Origin of the sequence: Chlorobaculum parvum NCIB 8327, from assembly GCF_000020505.1 — a bacterium.
GTDB classification, from domain to species: Bacteria; Bacteroidota; Chlorobiia; order Chlorobiales; family Chlorobiaceae; genus Chlorobaculum; species Chlorobaculum parvum_A.
Map to the genome: position 1 here is coordinate 814,491 of NC_011027.1, position 23,079 is coordinate 837,569.

A 23,079-nucleotide genomic window follows, 5' to 3' on the forward strand; every position below is an offset into this window, starting at 1 on the left:
GGGAAACTTCCATGCAGAGTTCCAGAAGCGTTTCGACTGAGGCGTTCGTGCGGCTGGTCGTTGATATCGGCAACACCACCACGACGCTGGCCGTGTTCACCGGAGAGACTGAGCCGTCGGTCGAATCGGTTCAGAGCACGCTGTTCGGTGAGCCGAAAGCGGTTGCCGAGCTGTTTCTCTCGCTGGCTCATCGGCACGGTACGCCTCAGGCTGTTGCGGTGTGCAGCGTAGTGCCAGCCGCGGCAGCCTCCTGCTCGGCGCAACTCGAATCGCTTTTTTCTGTGCCCGTGGTGACGATCGCTGCCTCGCTTCGCCTGCCGTTCCAGCTTGATTATGCAACTCCGCACACCTTTGGCGCGGATCGTATCGCGCTGTGCGCCTGGAGCCGACATCTGTTCGGCGACTGCCCGGTGATCGCGGTCGATATCGGTACAGCGATTACCTTCGATGTGCTCGATGCTGAGGGAAACTATCGTGGCGGGTTGATTATGCCGGGGATCGATATGATGGCCGGAGCGCTCAATTCGAGAACCGCGCAGCTTCCGCTGGTCGACATCGACAAGCCGGAAAGCCTGCTTGGTCGATCCACCATCGAGTGTATCAGAAACGGCATTTTCTGGGGAGCGGTCAGACAGATTGCCGGGCTGATCGACGCCATCGGGGCAGAGCTGCCGGGCGAGTCAAAAGCTGCTCCAGCCGAAGTGCTTGTTACCGGCGGCAACAGCCGGATTATCGCTCCTGAGATCGCTTCAATTACCCACCTCGACGAGCTTGCCGTGCTTCGCGGAATCGACCTGCTGCTACGACTGAACTCATGAGCTTGTTCAGAGGACAAGCAGGGGCTGTTTTTTTCTCCTTCAAAATCGCATCAAATGCAGGAAGATCGTAGGGGCAACCCTTGCGGTTGCCCCGTTCGGGAATACCTGTCAACATCCCAATGAGGGCAACCGCAAGGGTTGCCCCTACAAAGCATCCGCCTTGAGTCCTATCTCTTCTCCGAGAACCAGCGCTGGGCGTCATCAATCGCATGAAGCACGTCAGCTTTCGGTACTTCGCGGTCGTGCAGGAAGGCGTGGCCGATGCGGTCGAGCAGGACGAAGCGCAACTGCTTGTCGATCTTCTTTTTGTCGGAGTGCATGGCGTCGAACAGCTCCTCCAGGTCGAGCGAGATGAATCGCTTGTTGACGAGGTTTCGCGGGAAGCGGAAGCGGGCGATGAGCGCGAGCCCTTCGTTGAGTTCCGCCTCAGCCAAAAATCCAAGTCGATACGAGAGGTAGAGCGCGCAGGCCATGCCGATGGTGACCGCCTCGCCGTGGCGCAGGTTGCGGTACTCGGCCATCTTTTCAAGCCCATGCGCGAAGGTGTGCCCGAAGTTGAGCGTTGCCCGCAGGCCGCTGGTTTCGCGGAAATCTTTCTCCACCACATCGGCCTTGGTGAAGGCGCTGCGGCTGACAGCGTCGGAAATCCACGGCTCTTCAAGTCTCGTTACCTCATCCCAGTGCTCGGCGAGCATGTCGAAAAACTTCCGGTCGGCGATGAAGCCGTACTTGACCACCTCGGCCATACCGCCGAAGATTTCGCGCGCAGGCAGCGTCCGGAGAAATGCCGGGTCGATCAGCACCAACGCGGGCATGTGGAAGTAGCCGATGAGGTTCTTGCCGAGCGGGTGGTTGATGGCCACCTTGCCGCCGATGGAGCTGTCGGTCATGGCAAGCAGCGTGGTTGGCAACTGTACCACCGGAATGCCGCGGTAGTAGCTCGCCGCGATGTAGCCGCCGAGATCACCGACCACGCCGCCGCCGACGCAGAGCAGGTTCCAGCTCCGGTCGACGTCAGTCTCGATCATCTGTCCGTAGAGTTTCCATGCGGTCGAGACGCTTTTGGAGGTCTCGCGCGCAGGCACGACCAGCTCGACGGTGCGGAACCCCTGGCGCTGCATCGATGCGATGATCTTATCGCCGTAGAGCTTCCGGGTGTTCTCGTCGAACAGCACCACGCTTTTTTTGCCGAGTCCACGGGTTTCGTACAGCTCTCCGATCGAGTCGATGACGGGGGTTCTGACGATAATATGACTGGCCGCACTTTCCATGATGCTTATCTCTCCTTGTTAGCTGTCCCGCTCAACGCGGCGGATATGTCTTTCGATTTTTCTTGTCATCTCTTCGACCGTGCTGCCGATTTTCTTTGAATCGGTCACGATGATCAGATCGGCTTTCTGGTAACGGGGCTCCCGTTTTTCGAGAATCTCGCTGATTCGCTGCTCCACCTGTTCCCGCGAAAGCTTCTCACCGTTCGGGCCTTTTAAAAGCGGTCGATCGGTTTTATGCTGAAGTCTGAGCGAGAGAATTTCCGGGCTCGATTTCATGTAGACCAGCGTGCCGGTGCGCCTGATCAGCTCGAAGCAGCGGTCGTTTTCAAGCACGCCGCCGCCAAGCGATACCACCATCTCTTTCTGACTGCCAATACGTTCGAGCGTCCGAAGTTCCAGCTCCCGGAATGCGGCCTCGCCATCCTCGGCGAAGATGCGGTTGATGCTCTTTCCGGCGGCAAGCTCGATTTCACGGTCGAGGTCGATGAACTCGAAGCCGAGCGAGTTGGCCAGGAGCGGGCCGATGGTCGATTTGCCTGAACCGCTGAAGCCGGTCAGAAATATGAGTGAGTGGTGTTTCATCCTGTTATTCTGCGGGCGACGGCGTCCCACTGTTGATTTGCGGCCAATATACGAAAAAACGGAGCGATAACCGGCGAGGTGCGATTGTTTCAGCCGCTGAAAGATGATAGCTTTGGGGCAGAAATTTCGATCACTGGACATTATGGTCTATGAAAAGTCTGTATATCATCAAGGCCGGGAGCACCTTTGCCACCGAGGTGGCGCGGCTCGGCGATTTCGAAGAGTGGGTGCGGCGCGGACTGGGCGACGTGGCGTGTCCGGTTGCGGTGGTGAACGCTGAGGGCGGCGAGGCGTTGCCAGCGCCGGAGCTGTGCGCCGGGGCGGTCGTGACCGGCTCGCACGCCATGGTGACCGACAATTTGCCGTGGAGCCTCGGCATCGAGCGGTGGATTCGCGAGCTGATCGCCGTCCGTGTGCCTTTCCTCGGCATCTGCTACGGCCACCAGCTTCTCGGACGGGCGGCTGGCGGCGAGGTGGGCTACCATCCGCGAGGTCGGGAGGTCGGCACGGTCTCCATCGAACTGACGCCTGAAGGCCAGCGCGATTCGCTTTTCGAAGCCATTCCGGCGCGGTTCGTAGCGCACGCGACTCATGCGCAGAGCGTGTTGCGGCTGCCGGAGGGCGCTGTCCATCTCGCTTTCAACGGCTTCGAATCGCATCACGCCTTCCAGGTCGGTGAATCGGCTTGGGGTGTGCAGTTCCATCCGGAGTACACGCGGGAGATCATGCAGACCTATGTGCGCGATGAGATCGCTGGCCTTGAAGCGGTTGGCGAAGATGCCGGAGCGTTACGCGAGGTTGTGTCGGACGCGCCGTTCGCCGGGCGGGTGCTTACAAATTTTGCCAGCTTTGTTTTCCGGACTCTTTGAGCCGTTGCACGAGGCCGGTCAGGCGGCGTTTCGATTTACAGTTCCTGATCGCCCGGTCAAGCGCCTTCGGTTCGGCAACGATGACCACGAGCTTGCGTCCCCGCGTGACGGCCGTATAGGCAAGGTTGCGTTCGAGCAGGGGGTAGTGCTGCATGGAGAGCGGAATGACCACTGCCGGGTATTCTGAGCCCTGGCTTTTGTGGATGCTGATGGCATAGGCGAGCGACAGTTCGTCGAGGTCGCTGAAGTCGTACTCGACGTGGTGATGGTCGAAGAGCGCCGTCAGCGTCTCCGCATCGGTGTCGATCTGTTCGATCAGGCCAATGTCGCCGTTGAAGACCTCTTTGTCGTAGTTGTTGACTGTCTGAATCACTTTGTCACCCGGCGCGAAGGTGCTGCCGAAGCGGGTCACTTTCGGCTCGGCGGTCGGGTTGAGGCGCGCCTGCAGCTCGGCGTTCAGGGCCTGTACGCCGATGCCGCCCTTGTTCATCGGTGTCAGCACCTGCACGTCACGCACCGGGTCTAGATCGAAGCGTTTCGGGATGCGCTCCGTGACGAGCTGCATCACCTTGTCGTGAATCGCCTCCGGGGAACTTGCCGGAACGATGTAGAAATCGGAAAGCTCCTCGCCCTCGTCGGTCAGCGGCATTTCGCCCTGGTTGATGCGGTGGGCGTTGACGACGATCATCGATTCGGCGGCTTGCCGGAAGATTTCGGTCAGGCAGACGGTGGGGATGACCTCCGAGGCGATCAGGTCGGCGAGCACCGCGCCGGGGCCAACCGATGGCAACTGATCGACGTCGCCGACGAAGACCACCGCCGCGCGGTCGGGAATCGCCGCCACGAGCTTCTGCATCAGCACGACGTCCACCATCGAGGTTTCGTCAACCACCACGAACGAAACGTCGAGCGGATTGCCGCGTCCTCGTTTGAAATCGAAAATCTGCGGATCGAATTCGAGCAGGCGATGGATGGTTTTGGCCTCGATACCGGTCGATTCGGTGAGCCGCTTGGCTGCCCGGCCGGTCGGAGCGCAGAGCGCCACGGAGACCTTTTCGCGCTGAAGCACCGAGAGGATCGCCTTGAGGATGGTGGTCTTGCCGACGCCCGGCCCGCCGGTGATGATCGATACTTTGCTGGCCAGCACGAGTGTCACCGCGCTGCGTTGCGAAGGGGAGAGCTCAAGGCCGGTCTGCTCCTCGATCCACGGCAGCACATCGTGCGGATCAAGCGGCTCCCACGGCAGGGGGCCACGCTTCAGTCGGTGCAGCGCCGAGGCGACGCCCGTTTCGGCGCGGTGCAGCGATTCGAGAAAGATGCACGGCACTTCGTCGATCGTTTCACCTACGATTCGGCGGGTCAGCTTTTCGTTCGTCACGGCTTCGGCAACGAGCGGGCGGTCGATTTCGAGCAGGCGTGAGGCTTCGCCGATGAGCGTCTCTTCCGGAACGGCGCAGTGGCCGTCGCTCGACATCTGGCCGAGCACATGGGTGATGCCCGCTTCGGCCCGCATGAGCGAGTTCCGTTCGACGCCAAGGCTCGCAGCGATGGTGTCGGCCGTCTGGAAGCCGATGCCTTCGATGTCGAGCGAGAGGCGGTAGGGATTTTCCGTGATGGTGGCGATGGCCCCTTCGCGGTAGCGGCGGTAGATTTTCCAGGCCCTTGCTGCGCCGACGCCGTGCTCCTGCAGAAAGAGCATGATGTCCCGTATGGCTCTCTGCTCAGTCCACGATTCGATCACCATGTCGAGCCGCTTGCGTCCGATGCCTGGCACTTCGAGTAGTCGCTCCGGTTCGTTTTCGATCACATCGAACACCGCGTCGCCAAACTGCTCGATCAGCTTTTTTGCGTAATAGTTGCCAAGTCCCTTCACCTGCCCCGATGCGAGGTAGCGCTCCTTGCCTTCGAGCGTGGTGGGCTGTACGGGGGTTATTTTCGTCGCCTTGAACTGCAAGCCGTGCGTGCGGTCGTTCTGCCACGTGCCAACGCACTCCATGAACTCGCCCACGGCAGGCGAGGCAGCGAGGCCGACCACCGCCACCGGCTCGCGCTGCCCGGCAACCCGCAGGCGCAGCACCGTGAAGCCAGATTCCTCGCTGTGAAACGTTACCCGCTCGACGGAACCCGAGAGGCGCTCTTCATGGGTGTCGGCGGGTGTTGTCATTGGTTGTGCAGTGGACTTTGTGGACGAAGTGGACGACCGGCAGGGCAGAGTGCTTTACGGAGTTCCGGCGGCGAGTTTCTGGAGCGCCTGAAGTGTGCGGTCGCACTCGGCTTCGGCCTTGCGTTTGTTGCCGAGCGAAAGTGCTGCGCTCGTCTGGTTCGTGTTGAGCGTTGAAAGACGAACGATTTCGGTGTTCAGCCGCATGAACTCGCTGAACTCGGTCTTTGCCTCCCTGATGTAAGGCTTGCTCTTTTTGCCCGTCATCGTATTGAGTTTGTTCAGCGCAGTCTCAATGCTCTTTTGTTCAGCCTGCATCGTTTCTTCGATGCTCTTCTTTGCTTTCTCATCAGCGGCGTTTACATGGTGCGTCTGAAGGATGACAAGATTGCGGATGGCCAGCTTGGCATCTTCAGCGGTCTTTTCCATCTGCGCTTTGCGCCACTCAGGCTTGACCCTCGCGGTCAACTTGTCGAGGTTGCCGTCGATCTTGCGCATCAGCTCTTCGCCGATCGTTGATGAAAGGTTGAGAGCCTTGAGGTTTGTGTTCTCCGTGGCGGTTTCGAGCAGCGTTGCGTCAATCGCGCTGACCGTTGCCCACGATTTGCTGAATTTGTCGACCAGCTCTTTCTCCTTGCCGGAGCCGTCTTTGGCAACCATCGATTCGAGCGTTTTCAGGTCGCGATTGACCTCACGCGCAGCGGCGCTTGACTGTTCGGCATAGGTGCGTGACTCCTCGTCGGTCGTGGCCAGAACGGCACTTTTCTCCTTCTCGACCGAGCGCACAAGATTGACTCGCATTTCGGCCAGCAGCGCCTGCTTTTGCATCGAGGCACTGCCGCCACTCATGAACGAAGCGCTCTGGAGCCAGAACGAAAGCAGCAGCGTGACAAGCGCTGTGGCTACCAGACTTGCCGCCCATGCCAAACCGATGCTTTTGCCAGCTTCTTTTTCGTCTCTGTTCATGATGTGGGTGTCTCCTCAGGGTTAATCGTGTCGTTGTTTCGGCTTAATCCGCACAATATACAAAAGGGCCGATACGTTTTTTCAGCAAAAGGTGAACCCTCGTCGGGCGAATTTCGTTAAACTGAAAAGAGTTAACCGATAACAAACGGGCAGTATCATGAAAGCTGATAATGAACAGGTATCGATGGCCGATGCTCTGATCGATCCCTGGTTGAGCGTGATCGGGCGAGATTTTGAGGGGTACCGAAACCATTGCCGGAGAGTGTTTCTTTTCGGTTGCGCGTTAGCTGGAAAAGATGGCGACAATCAGCAGAAAATAGCCATTGCGGCAGCTTATCACGACCTCGGAATCTGGACGGACGGCACGTTCGACTATCTGGGCCCCTCAAAGCGGCTCGCGCGCGCCTATCTCGAATCGATCGGCAAGACCGACTGGGCGGATGAAATCGAAGCCATGATCGAAAACCACCACAAGCTCGGCCCGTGGAGCTGCAACCCCGCATGGCTTGTCGAACCCTTCCGCCAGGCTGACTGGATCGACGTCACCTTTGGCGCACGCAACTTCGGCCTTCCGCGTCGCTACATCCTCGAAATCCAGGGCCGCTATCCCAATGCCGGCTACCATCCAGCCCTCGCCCGCCTGACCTTCGAGCGGATGAAAACGCATCCGAAAGATCCTCTGCCGATGTTCAAGTGGTAATTTGGATCATGCTATCTCCTCAAGAACTACAAATCCAAAGGAGCGAATCATGTTTATCCTGAAAGAAGAAGATTTGCTGCGCTTGTGGCAGATCAACCAGTTTGATATTCCCAAAGATCAGTGGGTTTTCTTTGGATTGCGTGGCTGCCTTCCGGTTGACGATCAGGATCACTCCTTTGCGCGGGAGCATCGGCTTGAGGTCGTCACTCCCGACTATGTTCATCCGCGATGCACGATCGGCCAGTGGGCTCCGGGCAAGGGCTTTGCGGTGTTTCCGGGTAGTACGGTTCCGCATCGCAAGCATGTGGAGAGCTCCATCAGCAAAAATGGGCAGGGTACTAACCAGCTGCTCACCGGTTGCTACAAGGACTACCGGAAAGGGGTGCATAAAGCAGGCCAATCGACCGGGCATCAGGCGTTTCGGCAGGATCACAAGCTTCCGGTTCGCCGCACGGCCGATGATGTCGATTATGACGCGGACGATCGCGTCGAGTTCGGCCAGCCGTTCGATAACCTTCACGCCGGCTGGTGTATGAGCGTCGAATCAGACCTTTACGCGAGTGCCGGTTGCCAGGTGCTGGTGGGATTTCCGCAATGCGAAAAACGCGGGAACAATCCGGACACCGGCCCCTGGAAAGCTTTCAAGGAGAATGCCTACGCAATCGACCAGCGCAGTTTTCATTACGTCCTCCTGACCGGGTGGGAAGCGCAGCGGGTGGCCACTTCCCAAAGGGCGATGTCGCCTCGGCTGCGGTTCGGTTCGCAAGGGGAGCTTGTTCACGTCATTCAGCAGAAGCTCAGTGCGCGGGGTTTTTACGAAGGTAAAATCGATAGCGACTTCGGCCTTCGAACGCTTCAGGCTCTGCTCGACTTCCAGACCGCCGAATTTGGCCCGAGCGAAGACGACGGCATCGTCGGCCCGCAGACGGCCTCCGCGCTTGCCATCGACTGGCCCGACACCCTTTCCGGCATCTATGTTGTCGCCCCGGCAGCGCCGACAACAACGCCTGCCGGATTTTTCCGGTTTGAAGGAAACAACGCAGTCGCGCCAGACAACACGGTGTTTGCCAGGAAGTTTCGCAAGGGCGTGTACCATTACGGCAAGACGACCATCCGGGATTTTGTCCGTCAAAACCGGACGGCGTTTTCAGACGTTTCGACCTCTCTGTTGAACATCATGGACGCCGTGTCGGAGAACGAAGGCAAGCTGGAGGCGATCAATACGTGGGACAACGCCTTTCTGACTTTCGGCACTTTTCAGTGGACTGTCGGCACAGGCGCGGGCAGCGGAGAGCTTCCAGCCTTGCTCGCGCGGCTCAAGCAGGATGACGCAGATGTCTTTGAGCGCTACTTCGGCCAGTTTGGCCTTGATGTGACGGGGGTTCGTGCCGGAGCGCCCGAGAATCCGGGTATCACGCCTACCGGTTACTGCTCGCTCGATGGTGAAAAAATTTCCAGTTCGGCAGCAAAGGAGAAGTTGCGCACGCTTGAGTGGGCTTACCGTTTCTGGCTTGCCGGTCACGACGACGTTGTCCGCGCTGCTGAAATCCGGCAAGCGATGGATCGCATCCATATCTTCTACAATAGCCCCCGCCACCAAATCAACGGACGTCCGGTTTGCGATTACGTTTCGTCAGAATACGGCGTTGCCCTGCTTCTCGACCAGCATATCAACCGTCCCGGCCATGTGCCAAAGACGATCGCAGAAGCCGTGACGAAAGTCGGTGGCAGCAAAGACCCTGCAACCTGGAGTGACGACGACGAACGAAGGGTTCTCGACGAATACATCGACCTGCGCTCTCACACCAGTATGACCGATTCCGACAAGCGGGCGCAGAGAATCGCCAACGCAGTCGAAACCGGCATCATTTTGGACAAGCGAGGTTCGTTTGTTGTGTAGACGGAGTTAGTATTTTACAGGTAGCGCTACCACGTATCGGTAGCGCTTTTTGTCATTGCGAGGAGCGTCGTGACGTGGCGATTCAGTGATTGATTAACTGCGGATTTCAGACCTATTTTGAACAGGTTAGCCTGTTATGTTGATCTCAAGACCAAGTTGATAGGAGGCAAAAGAATGAGAATCAGTCAAATATTTGTAAGTCTTTCCTGGATACCGTTGGCGTTGTTTGCATGGGCGTATTGGCAGATATCGCATCTTGATGGCTGGAGTGCCTGGGCTGCCGGGTCAGTCTTTCTGCCCATCGTTTGGATCAGTATGCTCATGGGGTTAACTGGTGCAATTCTGTGGTTTCGTGAATGGCGTGGTAAGCGTCACACTTTGCCAATAGCAGCAGCGACTCTCTTGGCTGGTTCTGTTGCTATTTTCTTCTTGGTCAAGAGCGTTATTATTGGATAATTAGTATGAATACTTCAGTCATTGATGACTGCGTCGTAAGAGGAACTGAAAAAGGTGACGGCTGAGGTTCGAAAAATTATCGGTAGAGTAAATGATTTTTTTTCGATGGAGAGTAAGTTTAACCTAAATCCTATTTCTTAGGTGTGCTTAGATGGTGAAAAAAAAGAAATATATCCATAGAATCCTTTTTTTGCAGCCTGCTCAACAGCTGGTTACTTGGATATTTTCAACTTCAATTATTTGTGCTATTGTGATTGTCTTAGATCTTGGCGGTATAATTAAGGTAAAGATTCAAACATCAGTATTTGTAGAGTTTGCCTCGTTGATTGCAGGTATAAGCGGTACGGTAGGTGCAATAATGGTTGGTTTTATTATTTCTAAGCTTCAGTCGATTGAGTCTGGTCGACAGTTATGGTACATAGAACTCAAGCATGAGTTAAAAGAGATGAGAGATGTTCTACATAGTTTAGTATATGAATATTTTCAATTATGTGAGCCTTTAGATAAATGTATTCAATATCTTGAGAACTTAAACATTCGTACAGACCTTTTTGCGGTAAAATTAGATTGGGATACTATCCAAAAGCCATCCCGTCTTGCTTTTGGTGATGCCGATATTGATGTGAAGAATAAAAATGTCTATTCATTAATTCAGTCTATAGTTCATGTTGAAGAATATATTGATGAATTGAGAATTAGCTGGGTTGCATCAAATGTGGTAGGGTCACTTTTAAGAGATTGTAGTAATAAATTATTTGCATTGCTGTTGCTTTCTTTGGGCTTCATGGCGTTTTTTGCGATTTCAGATGCTGAATATAGCTTTAATTCTTATTTGTTTTTGGTATTTATAGTGGCATTTTTGATGTATATTGGTATCGTGCTTGTTGAGATAATTATACATACTAATGATTTTGTGAGGAATGTTAATTCTTCAAATAACGGTAAAATGGATGATTTGGAGTTGCGAGATTGATATACAAAATGCTGTAGTTTTCATTAAAACGCATTACAATATTTAGTTAGCTGCATTCTGAACCCACCCTCCCAAACAACTCATACGCGGTCGAGTCTTCGACCGTCACCTGTCGGAATTCTCCTTCTTCCACAGCTTCATCGCCAATCTCGATAATTACGTCGTTATCGACTTCGGGGGCGTCGTATTCGGTTCTTCCGTAGGCAACGTTATCCTCGATTCGGTCGATGAGGACGGTGAGCGTTTGGCCTTCAAGCTTTCGGTTGAGGCTGGCGGCTATGCTTTCTTGCAGTTCCATCAGTTCGCCGACCCGCTCTTCCTTCTCTTTGTCGCTGATCGTATCCTCAAGCGCGTAGGCGGGGGCGTGCTCTTCGTGGCGGTAGGGGAAGCAGCCGAGGCGGTCGAAGCGGGCCTGGCGCACGAAGTCGAGCAGCTCGTCGAACTCTTCGCGGGTTTCGCTGGGGTAGCCGGCGATCATGGTGGTGCGGAGGCGGATGTCGGGGTTCTTCTGGCGAATGGCGTCGATCAACTCTTCCGTGCCTTTGCGCCCGATGCCGCGCTGCATCGATTTCAGGATGCGGTCGTTGATGTGCTGCAACGGCATGTCGAGGTAGTTGCAGACGTTACGGCGCTGGCGCATGGTATCGATTACCTCCAGCGGGAAGTTGAGCGGGTAGGCGTAGAGGAGGCGGATCCAGTCGAAGCCCATGTCGGAGAGGCGCAGCGTGAGGTCGTTGAGCGCCGGTTTGCCGTAGAGGTCGTAGCCATAGACGCTGATGTCCTGCGCGATGAGGTTCAGCTCGCGGACGCCCTGCTCCTGGAGCAGCGCGGCTTCGCGGAGGAGCTGCTCGATGGGCTGGCTGACGTAGGGGCCGCGGATTTTCGGGATGGAGCAGAAGGAGCAGCGGCGGTTGCACCCCTCGCTGATTTTCAGGAAGGCGTAGTGCGGTGGCGTGAGCAGTTCGCGCCGGTCGTACAGCTCCTCGCAGTAGTGCGCGCCAATGGCCGCGAGCACGTCGGGGAGCTGGCGGGTGCCGAACCATCCGTCAACCTCCGGCATCTCCTCGCTCAGCTCCTTGCGGTAGAGTTCGACGAGGCAACCCATCACGTACACCTCGCGCACGATGCCCTCCTCCTTTTTGCCGATGGCGGCGAGCATTTCGTCGATCGACTCCTTTTTGGCGTCCTCGATGAAGCCACAGGTGTTGATGAGGATGATGCTTGCCTCGTCAACGTCGTCGGTGAAGGTCAGTCCCGAAGCGACCGCCTGCGCGGTGAGCCGTTCGCTATCGACGGTGTTTTTCGAGCAGCCGAGGCTGAGCAGGAAGATCGCCGGTTTCCGTTCGTTACTTGTTGCCATTGCGGTTGAACTCCATGAGGAATGACTCTTTCCAGTCGGTGAAGTCGCCTGCCGCGATGTGCTCGCGCGCCGTTCTGGTGAGCCAGAGGTAGAACGAGAGGTTCTGCATCGTGCAGAGCTTCAGGCCGAGAATTTCGCCGACGTTGAGCAGGTGGCGGATGTAGGCCCGGCTGTAGTTGCGGCAGACGTGGTTGTCGAACCCTTCGTCAATCGGGCGGAAGTCGTCGGCGTATTTTGCCGAGCGCAGGTTGAGTGTCCCCTTGCGGGTATAGACGCGCCCGTTGCGCCCCTCGCGCGTCGGGATGACGCAGTCGAACATGTCGACGCCCCGCTCGATGGCGTTGAGGATGTTCGAGGGCGTGCCGACGCCCATCAGGTAGCGTGGCTTCGATTCGGGCAGAATCGTGTGCGACAGCTCCAGCATCCGGTACATCTCCTCGGCCGGTTCGCCAACCGCCATGCCGCCGACCGCGTAGCCATCGAAATCCATCCCGATCAGCTCACGGCTGGAGTGCGCCCGCAAATCGTCAAACGTGCCGCCTTGGGTTATGCCGAACTGGAATTGCTCGTGGCCGTAGTGAGGGCGGGTCGAGAGGAAGTGCTTGCGCGCCCGCTCGGCCCAGCGCAGCGTCAGCTCTCCGGACTTCTGCACATACTCGCGCTCGGCGGGCCACGGCGGGCACTCGTCGAGCGGCATCATGATGTCGCTCCCGATAATACGCTGCGTATCGACCACGTTCTCTGGCGTAAAATGGAGTTTCGAACCGTCGAGGTGCGACTTGAACATTACCCCCTCCTCGCTGATCTTGCGCAGGTCGGTGAGCGAATAGACCTGGTAGCCGCCGCTGTCGGTCAACAGTGGGCCGTCCCAGTTCATGAAACGGTGCACGCCTCCAGCCTTGAAGAGGATGTCGTTGCCGGGTTTCAGATAGAGGTGGTAGGTGTTGGCCAGAATGATCTTAGCGTCGAGCGCTTTCAGCTCGTCCGGCTCGACTGATTTGACGCTCGCCCGCGTGCCGACTGGCATGAAGATTGGCGTCGGAATGTCGCCATGCGCGGTCGAGAGCACGCCGCAACGCGCAGCCGAGCTGCTGTCCTTGGCTGTGACGGAAAACTTCATAGTGCTGGGCAGGTGACGAAAATAGGATATAGGCAATACAACAGTTGCCTATTGAAACCGCATCGTCCAAGCAAGGCCCGGCCCCAAGTGTTTCCGGAGGCGCAATGGCCATGCCTCAGAGGTTGATGAACGATGAAAGAAAGTAGGGAACAGAGAGCAGAAAAAAAAGCAAGTCAATTTAATGCGCCTGATATGAGTCTTCTTCTTATAAGGATACCTGTGGGAAAAATAGTTATGAAGAAAAAAAATATATTATAAATTGAAATATTACTGCAATAGTGCTGCTTTTTTATGTATTTCAGTATATAAAAAGGCGGCTTGTCTGGTTGTCGAATAGTGGTGATGTCTGTACTCTTTAGTCTTTTCCATAACCAGTATTCTCAAAAAATCCTCTTTTCATGCAAGAAAATCGCACAAGCGGATCTCATGGATTGGCAGATCATGAGGTTTCCGGTATGGTGGAGGGCAAAAGTATGACGGATATGTTGCCCCAGTCGATGTACCTCATTGATGCTGAAGGGCATATGGTTAGATGGAGCCCTTTGTTTCGTGATCGGATTGCTGGTCTTTCTGATCAATCGATGGAGTCTATCAATTTTATTGATCTGATTCATCCTGAAGACCGAGAACTGGTGCGGCAGCGAATGCGCAATATCCTGAATCGGGGTGTGGAAGAAAGTGTTGAGGTCAGGGTGCTCTTCAAGGGAGGGCCAACATACCGGTGGTTTGTTCTTATGGCCAACCGTTACGAGTGCGATGGAGCCGTTTTCATCACCGGTACTGGCGTCGATATAACGAGACTCAAAAAAGCGGAAAAGGCTTTGATGGTGAGCGAGCAGCGTTTTCGCTCAATTTTAGAGCAGGCTGATTATCCTGTGTTTATTGCTGATATAGAAGGTTTGATCAAATACGTTTCGCCTGCATTTGAAGAGGTTTCCGGCTATGCTTCATCAGAATGTCTCAACAGATCGTTCACGAAATTTTTTGAAGAGACTGATGGGGGGAATTCTGGTGTGATGTTGATGCTTGATGATGTGATTTCCAATTCTGAGGATATACGAAAGTGTGAATGTACAATGCGCAAAAGGGATGGGTCGGTATTTCCTGTTGAGATCAGACTGCATAAGTATAGTGATCATCGTGTTGAGGGTGCCATTGGGGTCTTATACGATTTGACTCAGCGCAAACGGTTCGATCTATTGACTGAATTTCGTTTCGATCTGCTCAGACGCGCTGAAGATGCCTCGATCGAGGAGATTTTGCAAGGGGCGCTCGACGAGGCAGAGCAGCTTACTGACAGTTCGCTTGGGTTCATTTACTTTCTCTCTGATGATTCAAATGGTTTGCCGAAGTATATTTGGTCGACCAAGGTTCGCGATGAGATGAGTGCCATGGGCGGCAATGGAGAACATCCGTCATTCAATTCCATGCCCTTTCTTAAGGAGGCCATTGAGAAACGCCGTGCAATTATCGTCAATGAGCCATCTCTTTCCCTCGATTTAGAGTTTTCTTCTTTTCAGCCAGATGTTAAAAATCGCCTTGTCGTGCCTGTTATCGATGGAGGGGAGGTGGTGGCCGTGTGCCTGGTTGGTAACAAACCGTTTCCATACGTTGATAATGACGCCCAGTGGGTGAGTACTCTGGCTAATATGGTTTGGGATATCGTTACCCGAAAAATGAACGAGCAGTCTGAGAATCGGATTCAGTCTATTTTGTTGCAGATTCAGAAAATGGAGTTGATCGGTCAGCTTGCTGGTGGTATAGCTCACGATTTTAACAATATGCTCGGTGTCATTATGGGTAATACCGAGTTGGCGATGTGCAACGATGGTCTGGATCCTTCCGTTGAAGAGAATCTTGCCGAGATTTATCGGGCGGCGGAGCGTTCAGCCGAGATGACCAGTCAATTGTTGGCGTTTGCCCGCAAGCAGACTGCCGTGCCCAGTGTTTTTGAGGTCGATCAGGCGATTGGAGATTCTCTTGCCATTTTGCAGAGAGTGGTTGGTAAGAAGATCGGGTTTGATTGGCATCCGTCAGGCGCCGGGTGCAAGGTGCGTGTCGACCCGTCACAGTTCGACCAGATTCTCATGAATCTTTGTCTGAATGCAAGTGATGCTATGGGCGGTGAGGGAACTATCGTCATTAAGGCTAAACGGTTAAAAGTCGATCATACTCTGGAACATCCGGGAGGGATAAGAGAGCCCGGTGAGTATGTTCAGATTTCGGTTAGTGACTCCGGACAGGGAATTCCCGAAGAGCACCAGTTGCATATTTTCGAGCCATTTTTTACTACGAAAGTTCTCGGTAAGGGAACCGGTCTGGGGCTTTCTTCGATCTATGGTATCGTCAAACAGAATCGGGGATTTGTTGATTTTGAGAGCGAGAAGGGGAATGGGACAACTTTCCATATCTACCTGCCTCTCTACAGAGAAAAAACAAACGGGTTAGGGATTGACAGGCAGAACTCTTCAAGTCCATCGAATCATACCACTATTCTCGTGGTTGAAGACGAACCTGAGATTCTCAGTCTTTGTAAGATGATGCTTCAAAAGTCCGGTTTTACGGTATTAACTGCAGCATTTCCTAAAGATGCGATCATGATTGCTGAAGAGTTCAGTGGCAAGATTGATCTGCTGTTGACCGATGTCATTATGCCGGAAATGAATGGTGTCGAGCTTGCCTCGAAACTTTCGACGATCAGCCCCGGCTTCAGGGTTCTCTTTATGTCGGGTTATTCGGCAGATATTATCGCGGACAAGGGTATGCCGCACAATTCGTTCAATCTGCTCCGCAAACCTTTTACCATCAAGACGTTGATCGAAAAGGTGAACGCTGTTCTTGAGGCAAAGTGAGATTTTATGCCTGCTCAGGTGTTGTGCTGGCGTATCTCGCCAGGGGTCAGTTCAAGCGCGCTGACTCGGACTGAAACGCTCATCTTTTCCGATGAGGCGCCTTTGTAGGTGCCTCGAACGGGGGGAACGTCGCCGTAATCCCTTCCGCTGCCGATCTTGATGTAGCGATCATCGACCACCAGCGTTTTGTGCGTCGGATCGAATCCCACCCATCCCTTTTCTTTTCCGCACCAGATTTCGCACCAGGCGTGGCTGGCTTCATCCTGTCCGTCAGGCGTGCTTCCTCCGCCGTAGAGATAACCGCTCACGTAGCGTGCCGGCAGCCCGAGATGGCGGCAGACGGCAAGCATGAGGTGCGCGAAGTCCTGGCAGACGCCCCGACCGAGCGCCATGACAACCGCGCTGGTGCTGTGCACGTCGGTGACGCCCGGTTCGTACAAAAAGGTGTCGTTGATGTGTCGGCAGATCTCCATCGCTTTCAGCCAAGGATCCGTGATCGGTTTGAACTGCGCGGCCAGCGCCAGAATAGCTGGATCGTAATGGACGTAACGGCTTTCCGAGAGCAGGTCAAGCAGCATGATCTCATCCTCTTCGTGCGGCCCGCTGGCCGGGTGGTTCAGGGTTTCGATGATCGAGGTGGCCATGATGTGCACCTGTTTGTGGCTTTGCAGGATGTTAAAATGGTGCACGTTGTTTCCGTAGAAGTCGGTGTAATTGAAAACCGTCGCGGAAGGGTTGACCTGAAGGCTGAAACTTGCGCATCGTTGCGCACCGGTGCCGCTTCTCGGATGCAGACGCACTTCGGTGGCGGTTTCGTAAATCGGCTCTTCGTACTCGAAAAGCGTTGAATGTTCAACTTTGAGGATCATGCGCGGTAGAGATTGATGATGGCGATTCGTCGCTTACTGTTGTTGCTGCTGCTGCGATTGGCTCCAGTTGGCCCTGCCGCCGCCGAGGCCGGTAAAGGGGAGGGCTTCGGTAACGTCGTGCGGTTCGATTTTCGGCGTGTGGTAAGCGAAGTAGAGCAGGTGAAGTTGTTCGCCTACTTTGATCAGCCCCTGCTCGACCTCTTCGAGAAAATGGTGTACCCCTTTGCGCAGGATATCGTCAACCGTGGTGTAGGTCATTTCTGCCTCCATCTTGCCGATCAGCCGATCGACGTTGTTGGCGTACCGGTGCGACGAGCTGCCTGAAATTCTCCACAGCGCCTCCTGTGCGGCACAGATCGAATAGGTGATGCTGCGCGGAAAGGTGCGGTCCAGAATCAGGAAGTCCAGAATGTTATCTGGAGTGATTTTCGACAGATAGATTTTTCGGAACGCTTCGAGGGCGCTACAGCTTTTCAGCACGGCCATCCACTGAATGATGTCGATCGAATTTCTGACGATGGCTACATGGTGCTCATGTCCGTGCGTGAGCATGTGGTATTTGACGTCGATCAGGCGTGCCGAGTTGTCGGCGCGTTCGAGGTACTTGCCGATCTGCACGAAATCCCACCCCTCGTTGTGGGAAAAGGTGTTGTCGGTAATGCCCTGAAAGAGGTGCGAGGCGTTCTTGATTTCTTTGTAGAAAGGGTATGGGTCGTTGTGCACCTGCTGTGGCGAGGCGCTTTGCAGGAAGTGGTACAGGTTGTTGAGCTGCTCCCACATCTCGCTTGAAATGCTCTCGATCACACTCCGGGCGTTTTCGCGAGCCATGCTGATCGAGGAGAGAATCGAGTTGGTGTTCTGGCGGTTGAAGACCAGGTAATCGGTTACCGACTGCGCGTCGTACTCCTCGTAAAGCGTGCCGAAATGGCCGGGGTCCGACATAACCATGATCAACGGTTTCCAGTAGTTCGGATGATCGAGCGTGGTAATGCTGTTCAGGTCGAGCAGCAGGTTGAAATTGACGTCGAGGAACCGGGCGGTATTTTCCGCGCGTTCGAAGTAGCGGCTCATCCAGAACAGCGATTCGGCGACACGACTCAGCATGAAATTCGTTCGTTAAAGGTTCAGTTATCGATGACCCAGGTGTCCTTGCTTCCGCCGCCCTGAGAGGAGTTCACCACCAGCGAGCCGCGCTTGAGGGCCACCCTGGTCAGGCCGCCCGGCACGATGGAGATCGAATTGCCGTATAGCACGTAAGGGCGCAGGTCGATGTGGCACGGTGCGACCTCCGTATCGGTGACGAAGCTCGGATGGCGTGAAAGCGAGATGGTCGGCTGGGCGATGTAGTTGCGCGGATCGGCCACGATCTTTTCGGCGAAGGCCTCCCGCTCCACAGCAGTTGATTGCGGCCCGACCAGCATCCCGTAGCCGCCCGATTCGTTTGCCGCTTTCACCACCAGTTTGTCGAGATTTTCGAGGATGTACTTCAGGTGCTTCGGATTGCTGGCCAGCCAGGTCTCCACATTGTCGAGAATCGGATCTTCGCCGAGGTAGTATTTGATGATCTGCGGAACGAAGCTGTAGATCACCTTGTCGTCCGCAACGCCGGTGCCGATGGCGTTGGCCAGCGTCACGTTGCCTTTGCGGTAGGCGTTGATGAGTCCGGCCACGCCGAGCACCGAGTCGGGCCGGAAGACCAGCGGATCGAGGAAGTCGTCATCCACGCGGCGGTAGATGACGTCAACCCGTTGCAAGCCCCGCGTCGTGCGGGTGTAGACCTTGTTGTTGTTGACCACCAGATCGCGCCCCTCGGTCAGCTCTACGCCCATCTGCTGTGCCAGGAAGCTGTGCTCGAAGTAGGCCGAGTTGTAAACGCCCGGCGTGAGAATTACCACGTTCGGATCGGGCTTTGGCGACGGACTGATCTCCTGAAGGGTTCGGAGCAGCTGCTGCGGGTAGCTTTCCACCGGGCGCACCGTGTAGCGGTTGAAGAGCACCGGGAAGGCGCGCTTCATCGCGTTGCGGTTCTGCAGCATGTACGACACGCCGCTCGGCGTGCGGAGGTTGTCTTCGAGCACGAGGTAACGCCCGTCAAGGCCGCGGATAATGTCGCTGCCGGTGACGTGAATGTAAATATCGAGCGGCGGTCTGACGCCGATGAACTCGCGCCGGAAATGCTTGCTGCCAAGCACCAGTTCCGGGGGAATCACCTTGTCGCGCAGAATTTTTTGGTTCTGGTAAATATCCGACAGAAACAGGTTGAGCGCCGTGATGCGCTGGGTGAGCCCGCGCTCGATGGTGTCCCACTCGGAGCCCGGAATGATGCGTGGAATCAGGTCAAAGGGAAAGATGCGTTCGACGCCCTCATCGACCCCATACACGGTAAAGGTGATGCCCTGATTGCGGAAAAAGATGTTGGCCAGCTCCCGGCGGGTATGAATATCGGTGGATGAAAACTGGTTGAACCGGTTGATCAGGATATCGTAATGAGACTTCGGCGTCTCTTCCCGGTTGATTACTTCATCAAAATAACGTGATGGTTCCGCGTTGTACAGATTGAACAGTCGGGTCATGACCGGCGGGTAAGGTTTAAACAACTCTGAGCGGCGATTGCCCACCTTAAATAAATAGAGTTAATCCGGGATATTTCCTAAATAAAATAGCGCCTTGCACCGGCGTAAATGCAGGCGCGCGCTCTTTTTCCGGAGCGCGGTTGTGGGAGAATGCGGGATGGTGGATCGGTAGATCGAACTCAGTGCGCGGTCAGGGTATAGCTGCTGCTTCGGCCTTCCGTGACCAGGCGCAGCATCCCTGAGCGGACCAGCGAAACCAGAATACGCCGCGCTTCGCGCATGGGGATGCAGGCGTTCTCAGCGAACTCGTCAGCCGTGATGCGTTCGTGGTCGCTCAGGTAGTCGAGCAGTCGTTTTTCCCGATCGGTGAACGACAGCCTGACCGGTTCTTTCGACGAGAGCATGAGCGCGATCTGGTCTTCGTTGACCGCCTTGTTGTGGCTGCCATCGCGCATGAACACCCGGCGCTCGACGGTTCTTTTGCCGGTGTCGCGCCGGATGAGGCGCTCGATATGGAAGTGCGGCCGTTCGGGGCTTTCAGGAATATCGATGAGCAACACCATGCGGCGCTTGAATTCTTCAATACGAACGTTGAGGCGCGGTTTCGGTTCAACGTGGTATCTCAAGGCTTCGTCGATCACCGCCAGCATCTCTTTCTCGCTCTGGATGCCCACGATTCTCCGATCATCGTCAACCCCGATCAGAATGGTGCCCCCCGACGTGTTGGCAAATGAAACGATTGAGCGGGCGATTTTGGGGGCGGAGTGAATAAGGCGCTTGAATTCGATGGTTGGCCCCTCTCCCTTTTCTACAAGGTCGAGCAGACTGCGTCCTGAGGCGTTCTTTCTGAAGAAGGTCATGAGGCGTCTCCATTGTGGTTAATGGGGGCCAACACGGTTCGCAGAACTTCAGTTACGAACCTTTTGCGGGCAATCTCCGGATCGGGCCGTCAAGGCGGCGGAGCAACTCCGAAGAAGTGCTTTTTATACCATACGCAGTCAAAAAGGTAAATGCAAGCCCATTCATACTCTTGTGACAAACCTTCCAGGCGAAAAAAGGATGGGTGGAGTTGGTGCTGTGGCAGGGTTTACCCCGCTTTCTGTTCGGCCTGATCGCCGGTATTCTCGCCGATCAGGTTCATCTGCTTGCGGTAGTAGGAAAAGGCTTCGTCCTGCTTGAGAATGCCGAGCAGCTTGCCCGTACCGCTTGCCACGACCGGCAGGGTGGAGTATTCGGAAATCTCAAAGATCTTGAGCGCTTCATCGAGCTTGGAGGTGTCGTAAAGCATGGTGACGTTCTTTTTGACCAGATCGTCGGCAATCATGCCCGCAAAGCCCCCCTCCTTGAGCACGATGCTCATCTCGTCAAGTCCGATGATGCCGATGAATACCCCGTCGGGCGTCGTGATGAAGAAGTGGGAGTCGCGTGTGTTGTGGAAAGCATCGATAATGGTTTCGACCCTTGTGACATCGAAGAACTTCACGAATTTGCGCTGCATGACATCCAGCACGCTGATGTTGCCCGCAATGGTCAGGGCGATGCCGAAGCCGACGCGCACATTCTCTTTTTCCAGCACGTAGGTCTCCATCGTGTAGGGGTAGGCCAGTCGGGCTACGAGCGCCGAGGTGACCGCCGCGAACATGATGGGGAGCACAATTTCATACTGGCCGGTGACTTCGAACAGAATCAGGATGACGGTGAGCGGAGCGCGCATGATGCCTGCCGTGACGGCGCCCATGCCGACCAGCGCGTATGCGCCCGATGCAGCGGTGATGTTCGGGAACAGGTCGTTGACCAGCTTGCCGAACATGCTGCCGAGCATCGCGCCCATTTTCATGGTCGGGGCGAACATACCACCCGAACCGCCGGAGCCGATCGTGAATGCTGCGGTGACCGGTTTGAGCAGGTAGACGGCAATCATATTCTGCCACGTCTCGGTGCCGGTCAGGGCGCGATCGATCGTCTCATAGCTGAAGCCGTACAGCTCAGGTACCCACATGCTTACCAGACCACACAACAGGCCACCGACAGCGGGCATAGCCCATAGCGGAATGCGGAACCGCTTCTCCATTTTCTGTAAATACTCCTCGACTGTGTAAAAGGTCCGGATAAAAAGAACCGCTGACAGACCGGCCAGTACGCCGAGGATGAAGTAGAAGACCAGCTCGGTATCGGAAACGAGACTGTAGGTCGGTACCTGAAAGGTTTGATAGTTTCCGAGATGGCTACGCGACACCACCGTGCCGACCACCGAGGCCACCACGATGGGGCTGAACGTTCTGACGCTGAAGTCTCCGAGAATCACCTCCACGGCGAACATGACGCCGCCGATCGGGGCATTGAACACCGCAGCAAGACCTGCCGCCGCGCCGCAACCGAGCAGCGTCCTGGTTCTGCCCGGAGAAAACTTAAGCAACTGCGCCACGGTCGAGCCAACCGACGCGCCCACCTGCGCGATTGGCGCTTCCCGTCCACCGCTGCCACCGGTTCCGATGCTGACGACCGAGGTGATGGTTTTGTGAAACCAGTTTCTCATCGGAATCTTGCCGTTTTTCTGGGCCACAGCCTTGATGACCGAAGGCAAGCCGTGCTCAGGCTTTGACTTCGCAACAAAAGCATTGTAAAGCCCGACAACCAAGCCGCCCAGAGCAGGGATGAGCGGAAGCAGAATAATGCGCAGATAATTATTGAAATTCGGCAGGCCCAGCGCGGTGGTACCGTAAAAGAGGTACGAGCTGATGATTTTGATGGCATCGTGGAAAATGACGGCCAGATAACCGGTGACCACGCCCACGAAGATGGCCACGAGCAGAAAGGGAAGATCCTGATTGAGGTTGAGCTGGGCAAGAAACGAGGCCCACGTCATGCGGAAGAATTGCTGCGACGTTCCCTTGAAGTATCGGCTCTTTCGAAGGATAAGATAGGATAATGCAATAAAACGCCGTCTGAGACGGCTGTTTCGAAAACGCCCCTTCATGGAATCGAATTACTGTAATTAGCAGTCATAGCAATATCGGAATGTATTGGTTCTGGGTGTGGATACCAAAAAGAGCCCCCATTTATTTGTTCTGAACGCAGAAGTTCTGACTGTCAGCGTTGTCGGCGCGGGATGAAACGAGATGCGGGCGTTTGAATTGCGTCTCGAAAATCTTCCTCGATGAACGACCAAAAATGAGGGAACTGACGTCATACAAGGTGAAGAACAACGCATATTCAAGAAAATCGAAACTATGGAACAAGAAATACTCCGCACCTGGGTCTGGTCAACCTCATCCTCCATTCCATTCATCCTGCTCAATGTTTTTGGCTGGGCTTTCTATTTCGTGCCCTCCCTCATCGCCTGGTCGCGCAAGCATCGCAGCCTTCCCGCCATTATCGCCCTGAACACCCTGCTTGGCTGGACTGGCCTCGGCTGGATCGGAGCCTTCGTCTGGTCACTCTCCTGGCCGGGCGGCGATCACTCTCACCCGTCAAAAACCTCGGAACCACAGGTGAACGAACCCGACCGACAGTCTTGGTCATGAAAGGTTGACCCGGCAATAACCCACCTGCGATTCTTCTCGGAGCAGGAGGCTGTATCAGATTTTTAGTATCATTCTTTATTGAAAG

The 23,079-nt window shown here is 55.3% G+C and carries 19 protein-coding genes; 8 read left to right on the forward strand and 11 right to left on the reverse strand.

The features are described 5' to 3' along the window. Window positions 1–11 precede the first annotated feature (11 nt). Window positions 12–818, forward strand: a complete 807-nt coding sequence (locus CPAR_RS03880; protein ID WP_012502007.1) for a pantothenate kinase — start codon at window positions 12–14, stop codon at window positions 816–818. 167 nt (window positions 819–985) lie between these two features. Here CPAR_RS03880 and aroB read toward each other — a convergent pair whose 3' ends face one another. Together aroB and CPAR_RS03890 are read right to left on the reverse strand one after the other, a co-directional pair. Then, entirely contained in the window at window positions 986–2,089 is a 1,104-nt protein-coding gene (gene aroB / locus CPAR_RS03885) for a 3-dehydroquinate synthase (protein ID WP_012502008.1), read from the reverse strand. Between the two features lie 18 nt (window positions 2,090–2,107). After that, window positions 2,108–2,671, reverse strand: coding sequence for a shikimate kinase (locus CPAR_RS03890; RefSeq protein ID WP_012502009.1), 564 nt, complete (start codon window positions 2,669–2,671; stop codon window positions 2,108–2,110). A 149-nt stretch (window positions 2,672–2,820) separates the two neighbouring features. Here CPAR_RS03890 and CPAR_RS03895 point away from each other — a divergent pair, with 149 nt between their 5' ends. Then, window positions 2,821–3,540 carry a glutamine amidotransferase gene (locus CPAR_RS03895; protein WP_012502010.1) on the forward strand — a complete coding sequence of 240 codons (720 nt, stop codon included), beginning with the start codon at window positions 2,821–2,823 and terminating at the stop codon, window positions 3,538–3,540. Here the strand turns inward: CPAR_RS03895 and recD2 are convergent. Further along, window positions 3,503–5,704, reverse strand: a complete 2,202-nt coding sequence (gene recD2 / locus CPAR_RS03900) for an SF1B family DNA helicase RecD2 (RefSeq protein ID WP_012502011.1) — start codon at window positions 5,702–5,704, stop codon at window positions 3,503–3,505. The two genes, CPAR_RS03895 and recD2, sit on opposite strands and share 38 nt — an antisense overlap. A gap of 54 nt (window positions 5,705–5,758) precedes the next feature. Continuing rightward, entirely contained in the window at window positions 5,759–6,667 is a 909-nt protein-coding gene (locus tag CPAR_RS03905; protein WP_012502012.1) for an MCP four helix bundle domain-containing protein, read from the reverse strand. A 157-nt stretch (window positions 6,668–6,824) separates the two neighbouring features. Here CPAR_RS03905 and CPAR_RS03910 point away from each other — a divergent pair, with 157 nt between their 5' ends. The 4 genes from CPAR_RS03910 to CPAR_RS03925 all read left to right on the forward strand — a co-directional run bounded on the left by CPAR_RS03910 (window position 6,825) and on the right by CPAR_RS03925 (window position 10,696). Continuing rightward, window positions 6,825–7,367 (forward strand): HD domain-containing protein, encoded by a 543-nt coding sequence (locus CPAR_RS03910; RefSeq protein WP_012502013.1) that lies wholly within the window; start codon window positions 6,825–6,827, stop codon window positions 7,365–7,367. A 49-nt stretch (window positions 7,368–7,416) separates the two neighbouring features. After that, a complete protein-coding gene (locus CPAR_RS10595) occupies window positions 7,417–9,267 on the forward strand; it encodes a peptidoglycan-binding domain-containing protein (RefSeq protein ID WP_012502014.1) in 1,851 nt (616 codons plus the stop codon). Between the two features lie 174 nt (window positions 9,268–9,441). After that, the gene (locus CPAR_RS03920) at window positions 9,442–9,723 is read left to right on the forward strand and encodes a hypothetical protein (RefSeq protein WP_041466122.1); all 282 of its coding nucleotides are present in this window, start codon (window positions 9,442–9,444) and stop codon (window positions 9,721–9,723) included. Window positions 9,724–9,874: 151 nt separating this feature from the next. Then, window positions 9,875–10,696, forward strand: coding sequence for a hypothetical protein (locus CPAR_RS03925; protein WP_012502015.1), 822 nt, complete (start codon window positions 9,875–9,877; stop codon window positions 10,694–10,696). Between the two features lie 46 nt (window positions 10,697–10,742). Here CPAR_RS03925 and rimO read toward each other — a convergent pair whose 3' ends face one another. Both rimO and tgt read right to left on the reverse strand, forming a co-directional pair. Further along, window positions 10,743–12,056, reverse strand: a complete 1,314-nt coding sequence (gene rimO / locus CPAR_RS03930; protein WP_012502016.1) for a 30S ribosomal protein S12 methylthiotransferase RimO — start codon at window positions 12,054–12,056, stop codon at window positions 10,743–10,745. Beyond that, window positions 12,043–13,176, reverse strand: a complete 1,134-nt coding sequence (tgt, locus tag CPAR_RS03935; protein ID WP_012502017.1) for a tRNA guanosine(34) transglycosylase Tgt — start codon at window positions 13,174–13,176, stop codon at window positions 12,043–12,045. Before tgt ends, rimO begins: the two co-directional genes overlap by 14 nt. A 398-nt stretch (window positions 13,177–13,574) precedes the next feature. Here tgt and CPAR_RS03940 point away from each other — a divergent pair, with 398 nt between their 5' ends. Continuing rightward, a complete protein-coding gene (locus CPAR_RS03940; protein WP_232203936.1) occupies window positions 13,575–16,028 on the forward strand; it encodes a PAS domain S-box protein in 2,454 nt (817 codons plus the stop codon). 14 nt (window positions 16,029–16,042) lie between these two features. Here CPAR_RS03940 and CPAR_RS03945 read toward each other — a convergent pair whose 3' ends face one another. From CPAR_RS03945 to CPAR_RS03965, 5 genes are all read right to left on the reverse strand, one after another. Beyond that, window positions 16,043–16,897, reverse strand: a complete 855-nt coding sequence (locus CPAR_RS03945) for a transglutaminase family protein (protein WP_012502019.1) — start codon at window positions 16,895–16,897, stop codon at window positions 16,043–16,045. Between the two features lie 33 nt (window positions 16,898–16,930). Further along, window positions 16,931–18,001: an alpha-E domain-containing protein gene (locus CPAR_RS03950; protein ID WP_012502020.1), complete on the reverse strand. Its 1,071-nt coding sequence runs from the start codon at window positions 17,999–18,001 to the stop codon at window positions 16,931–16,933. Window positions 18,002–18,021: 20 nt separating this feature from the next. After that, on the reverse strand, window positions 18,022–19,470 hold the full coding sequence (locus CPAR_RS03955) for a circularly permuted type 2 ATP-grasp protein (RefSeq protein ID WP_012502021.1): 1,449 nt from the start codon (window positions 19,468–19,470) through the stop codon (window positions 18,022–18,024). Between the two features lie 179 nt (window positions 19,471–19,649). Next, entirely contained in the window at window positions 19,650–20,330 is a 681-nt protein-coding gene (locus CPAR_RS03960) for an RNA-binding domain-containing protein (RefSeq protein ID WP_012502022.1), read from the reverse strand. A gap of 227 nt (window positions 20,331–20,557) precedes the next feature. Further along, the gene (locus CPAR_RS03965) at window positions 20,558–22,447 is read right to left on the reverse strand and encodes a chloride channel protein (protein ID WP_012502023.1); all 1,890 of its coding nucleotides are present in this window, start codon (window positions 22,445–22,447) and stop codon (window positions 20,558–20,560) included. A 253-nt stretch (window positions 22,448–22,700) separates the two neighbouring features. Between CPAR_RS03965 and CPAR_RS03970 the strand changes: the two genes are divergently transcribed. Then, complete coding sequence (locus tag CPAR_RS03970; protein ID WP_012502024.1) at window positions 22,701–22,994, forward strand: superinfection immunity protein; 294 nt, start codon at window positions 22,701–22,703, stop codon at window positions 22,992–22,994. Window positions 22,995–23,079 lie beyond the last annotated feature (85 nt).

Coding starts and splice junctions, on each gene's coding strand:
- CPAR_RS03880 (WP_012502007.1), top strand. CDS start 12: ATGCAGAGTTCCAGAAGCGTTTCGACTGAGGCGTTCGTGCGGCTGGTC.
- CPAR_RS03920 (WP_041466122.1), top strand. CDS start 9,442: ATGAGAATCAGTCAAATATTTGTAAGTCTTTCCTGGATACCGTTGGCG.
- CPAR_RS03905 (WP_012502012.1), bottom strand. CDS start 6,667: ATGAACAGAGACGAAAAAGAAGCTGGCAAAAGCATCGGTTTGGCATGG.
- CPAR_RS03965 (WP_012502023.1), bottom strand. CDS start 22,447: ATGAAGGGGCGTTTTCGAAACAGCCGTCTCAGACGGCGTTTTATTGCA.
- CPAR_RS03895 (WP_012502010.1), top strand. CDS start 2,821: ATGAAAAGTCTGTATATCATCAAGGCCGGGAGCACCTTTGCCACCGAG.
- rimO (WP_012502016.1), bottom strand. CDS start 12,056: ATGGCAACAAGTAACGAACGGAAACCGGCGATCTTCCTGCTCAGCCTC.
- CPAR_RS03950 (WP_012502020.1), bottom strand. CDS start 18,001: ATGCTGAGTCGTGTCGCCGAATCGCTGTTCTGGATGAGCCGCTACTTC.
- CPAR_RS03960 (WP_012502022.1), bottom strand. CDS start 20,330: ATGACCTTCTTCAGAAAGAACGCCTCAGGACGCAGTCTGCTCGACCTT.
- recD2 (WP_012502011.1), bottom strand. CDS start 5,704: ATGACAACACCCGCCGACACCCATGAAGAGCGCCTCTCGGGTTCCGTC.
- CPAR_RS03940 (WP_232203936.1), top strand. CDS start 13,575: ATGCAAGAAAATCGCACAAGCGGATCTCATGGATTGGCAGATCATGAG.
- CPAR_RS03955 (WP_012502021.1), bottom strand. CDS start 19,470: ATGACCCGACTGTTCAATCTGTACAACGCGGAACCATCACGTTATTTT.
- tgt (WP_012502017.1), bottom strand. CDS start 13,176: ATGAAGTTTTCCGTCACAGCCAAGGACAGCAGCTCGGCTGCGCGTTGC.
- CPAR_RS03945 (WP_012502019.1), bottom strand. CDS start 16,897: ATGATCCTCAAAGTTGAACATTCAACGCTTTTCGAGTACGAAGAGCCG.
- aroB (WP_012502008.1), bottom strand. CDS start 2,089: ATGGAAAGTGCGGCCAGTCATATTATCGTCAGAACCCCCGTCATCGAC.
- CPAR_RS03925 (WP_012502015.1), top strand. CDS start 9,875: ATGGTGAAAAAAAAGAAATATATCCATAGAATCCTTTTTTTGCAGCCT.
- CPAR_RS03890 (WP_012502009.1), bottom strand. CDS start 2,671: ATGAAACACCACTCACTCATATTTCTGACCGGCTTCAGCGGTTCAGGC.
- CPAR_RS03970 (WP_012502024.1), top strand. CDS start 22,701: ATGGAACAAGAAATACTCCGCACCTGGGTCTGGTCAACCTCATCCTCC.
- CPAR_RS03910 (WP_012502013.1), top strand. CDS start 6,825: ATGAAAGCTGATAATGAACAGGTATCGATGGCCGATGCTCTGATCGAT.
- CPAR_RS10595 (WP_012502014.1), top strand. CDS start 7,417: ATGTTTATCCTGAAAGAAGAAGATTTGCTGCGCTTGTGGCAGATCAAC.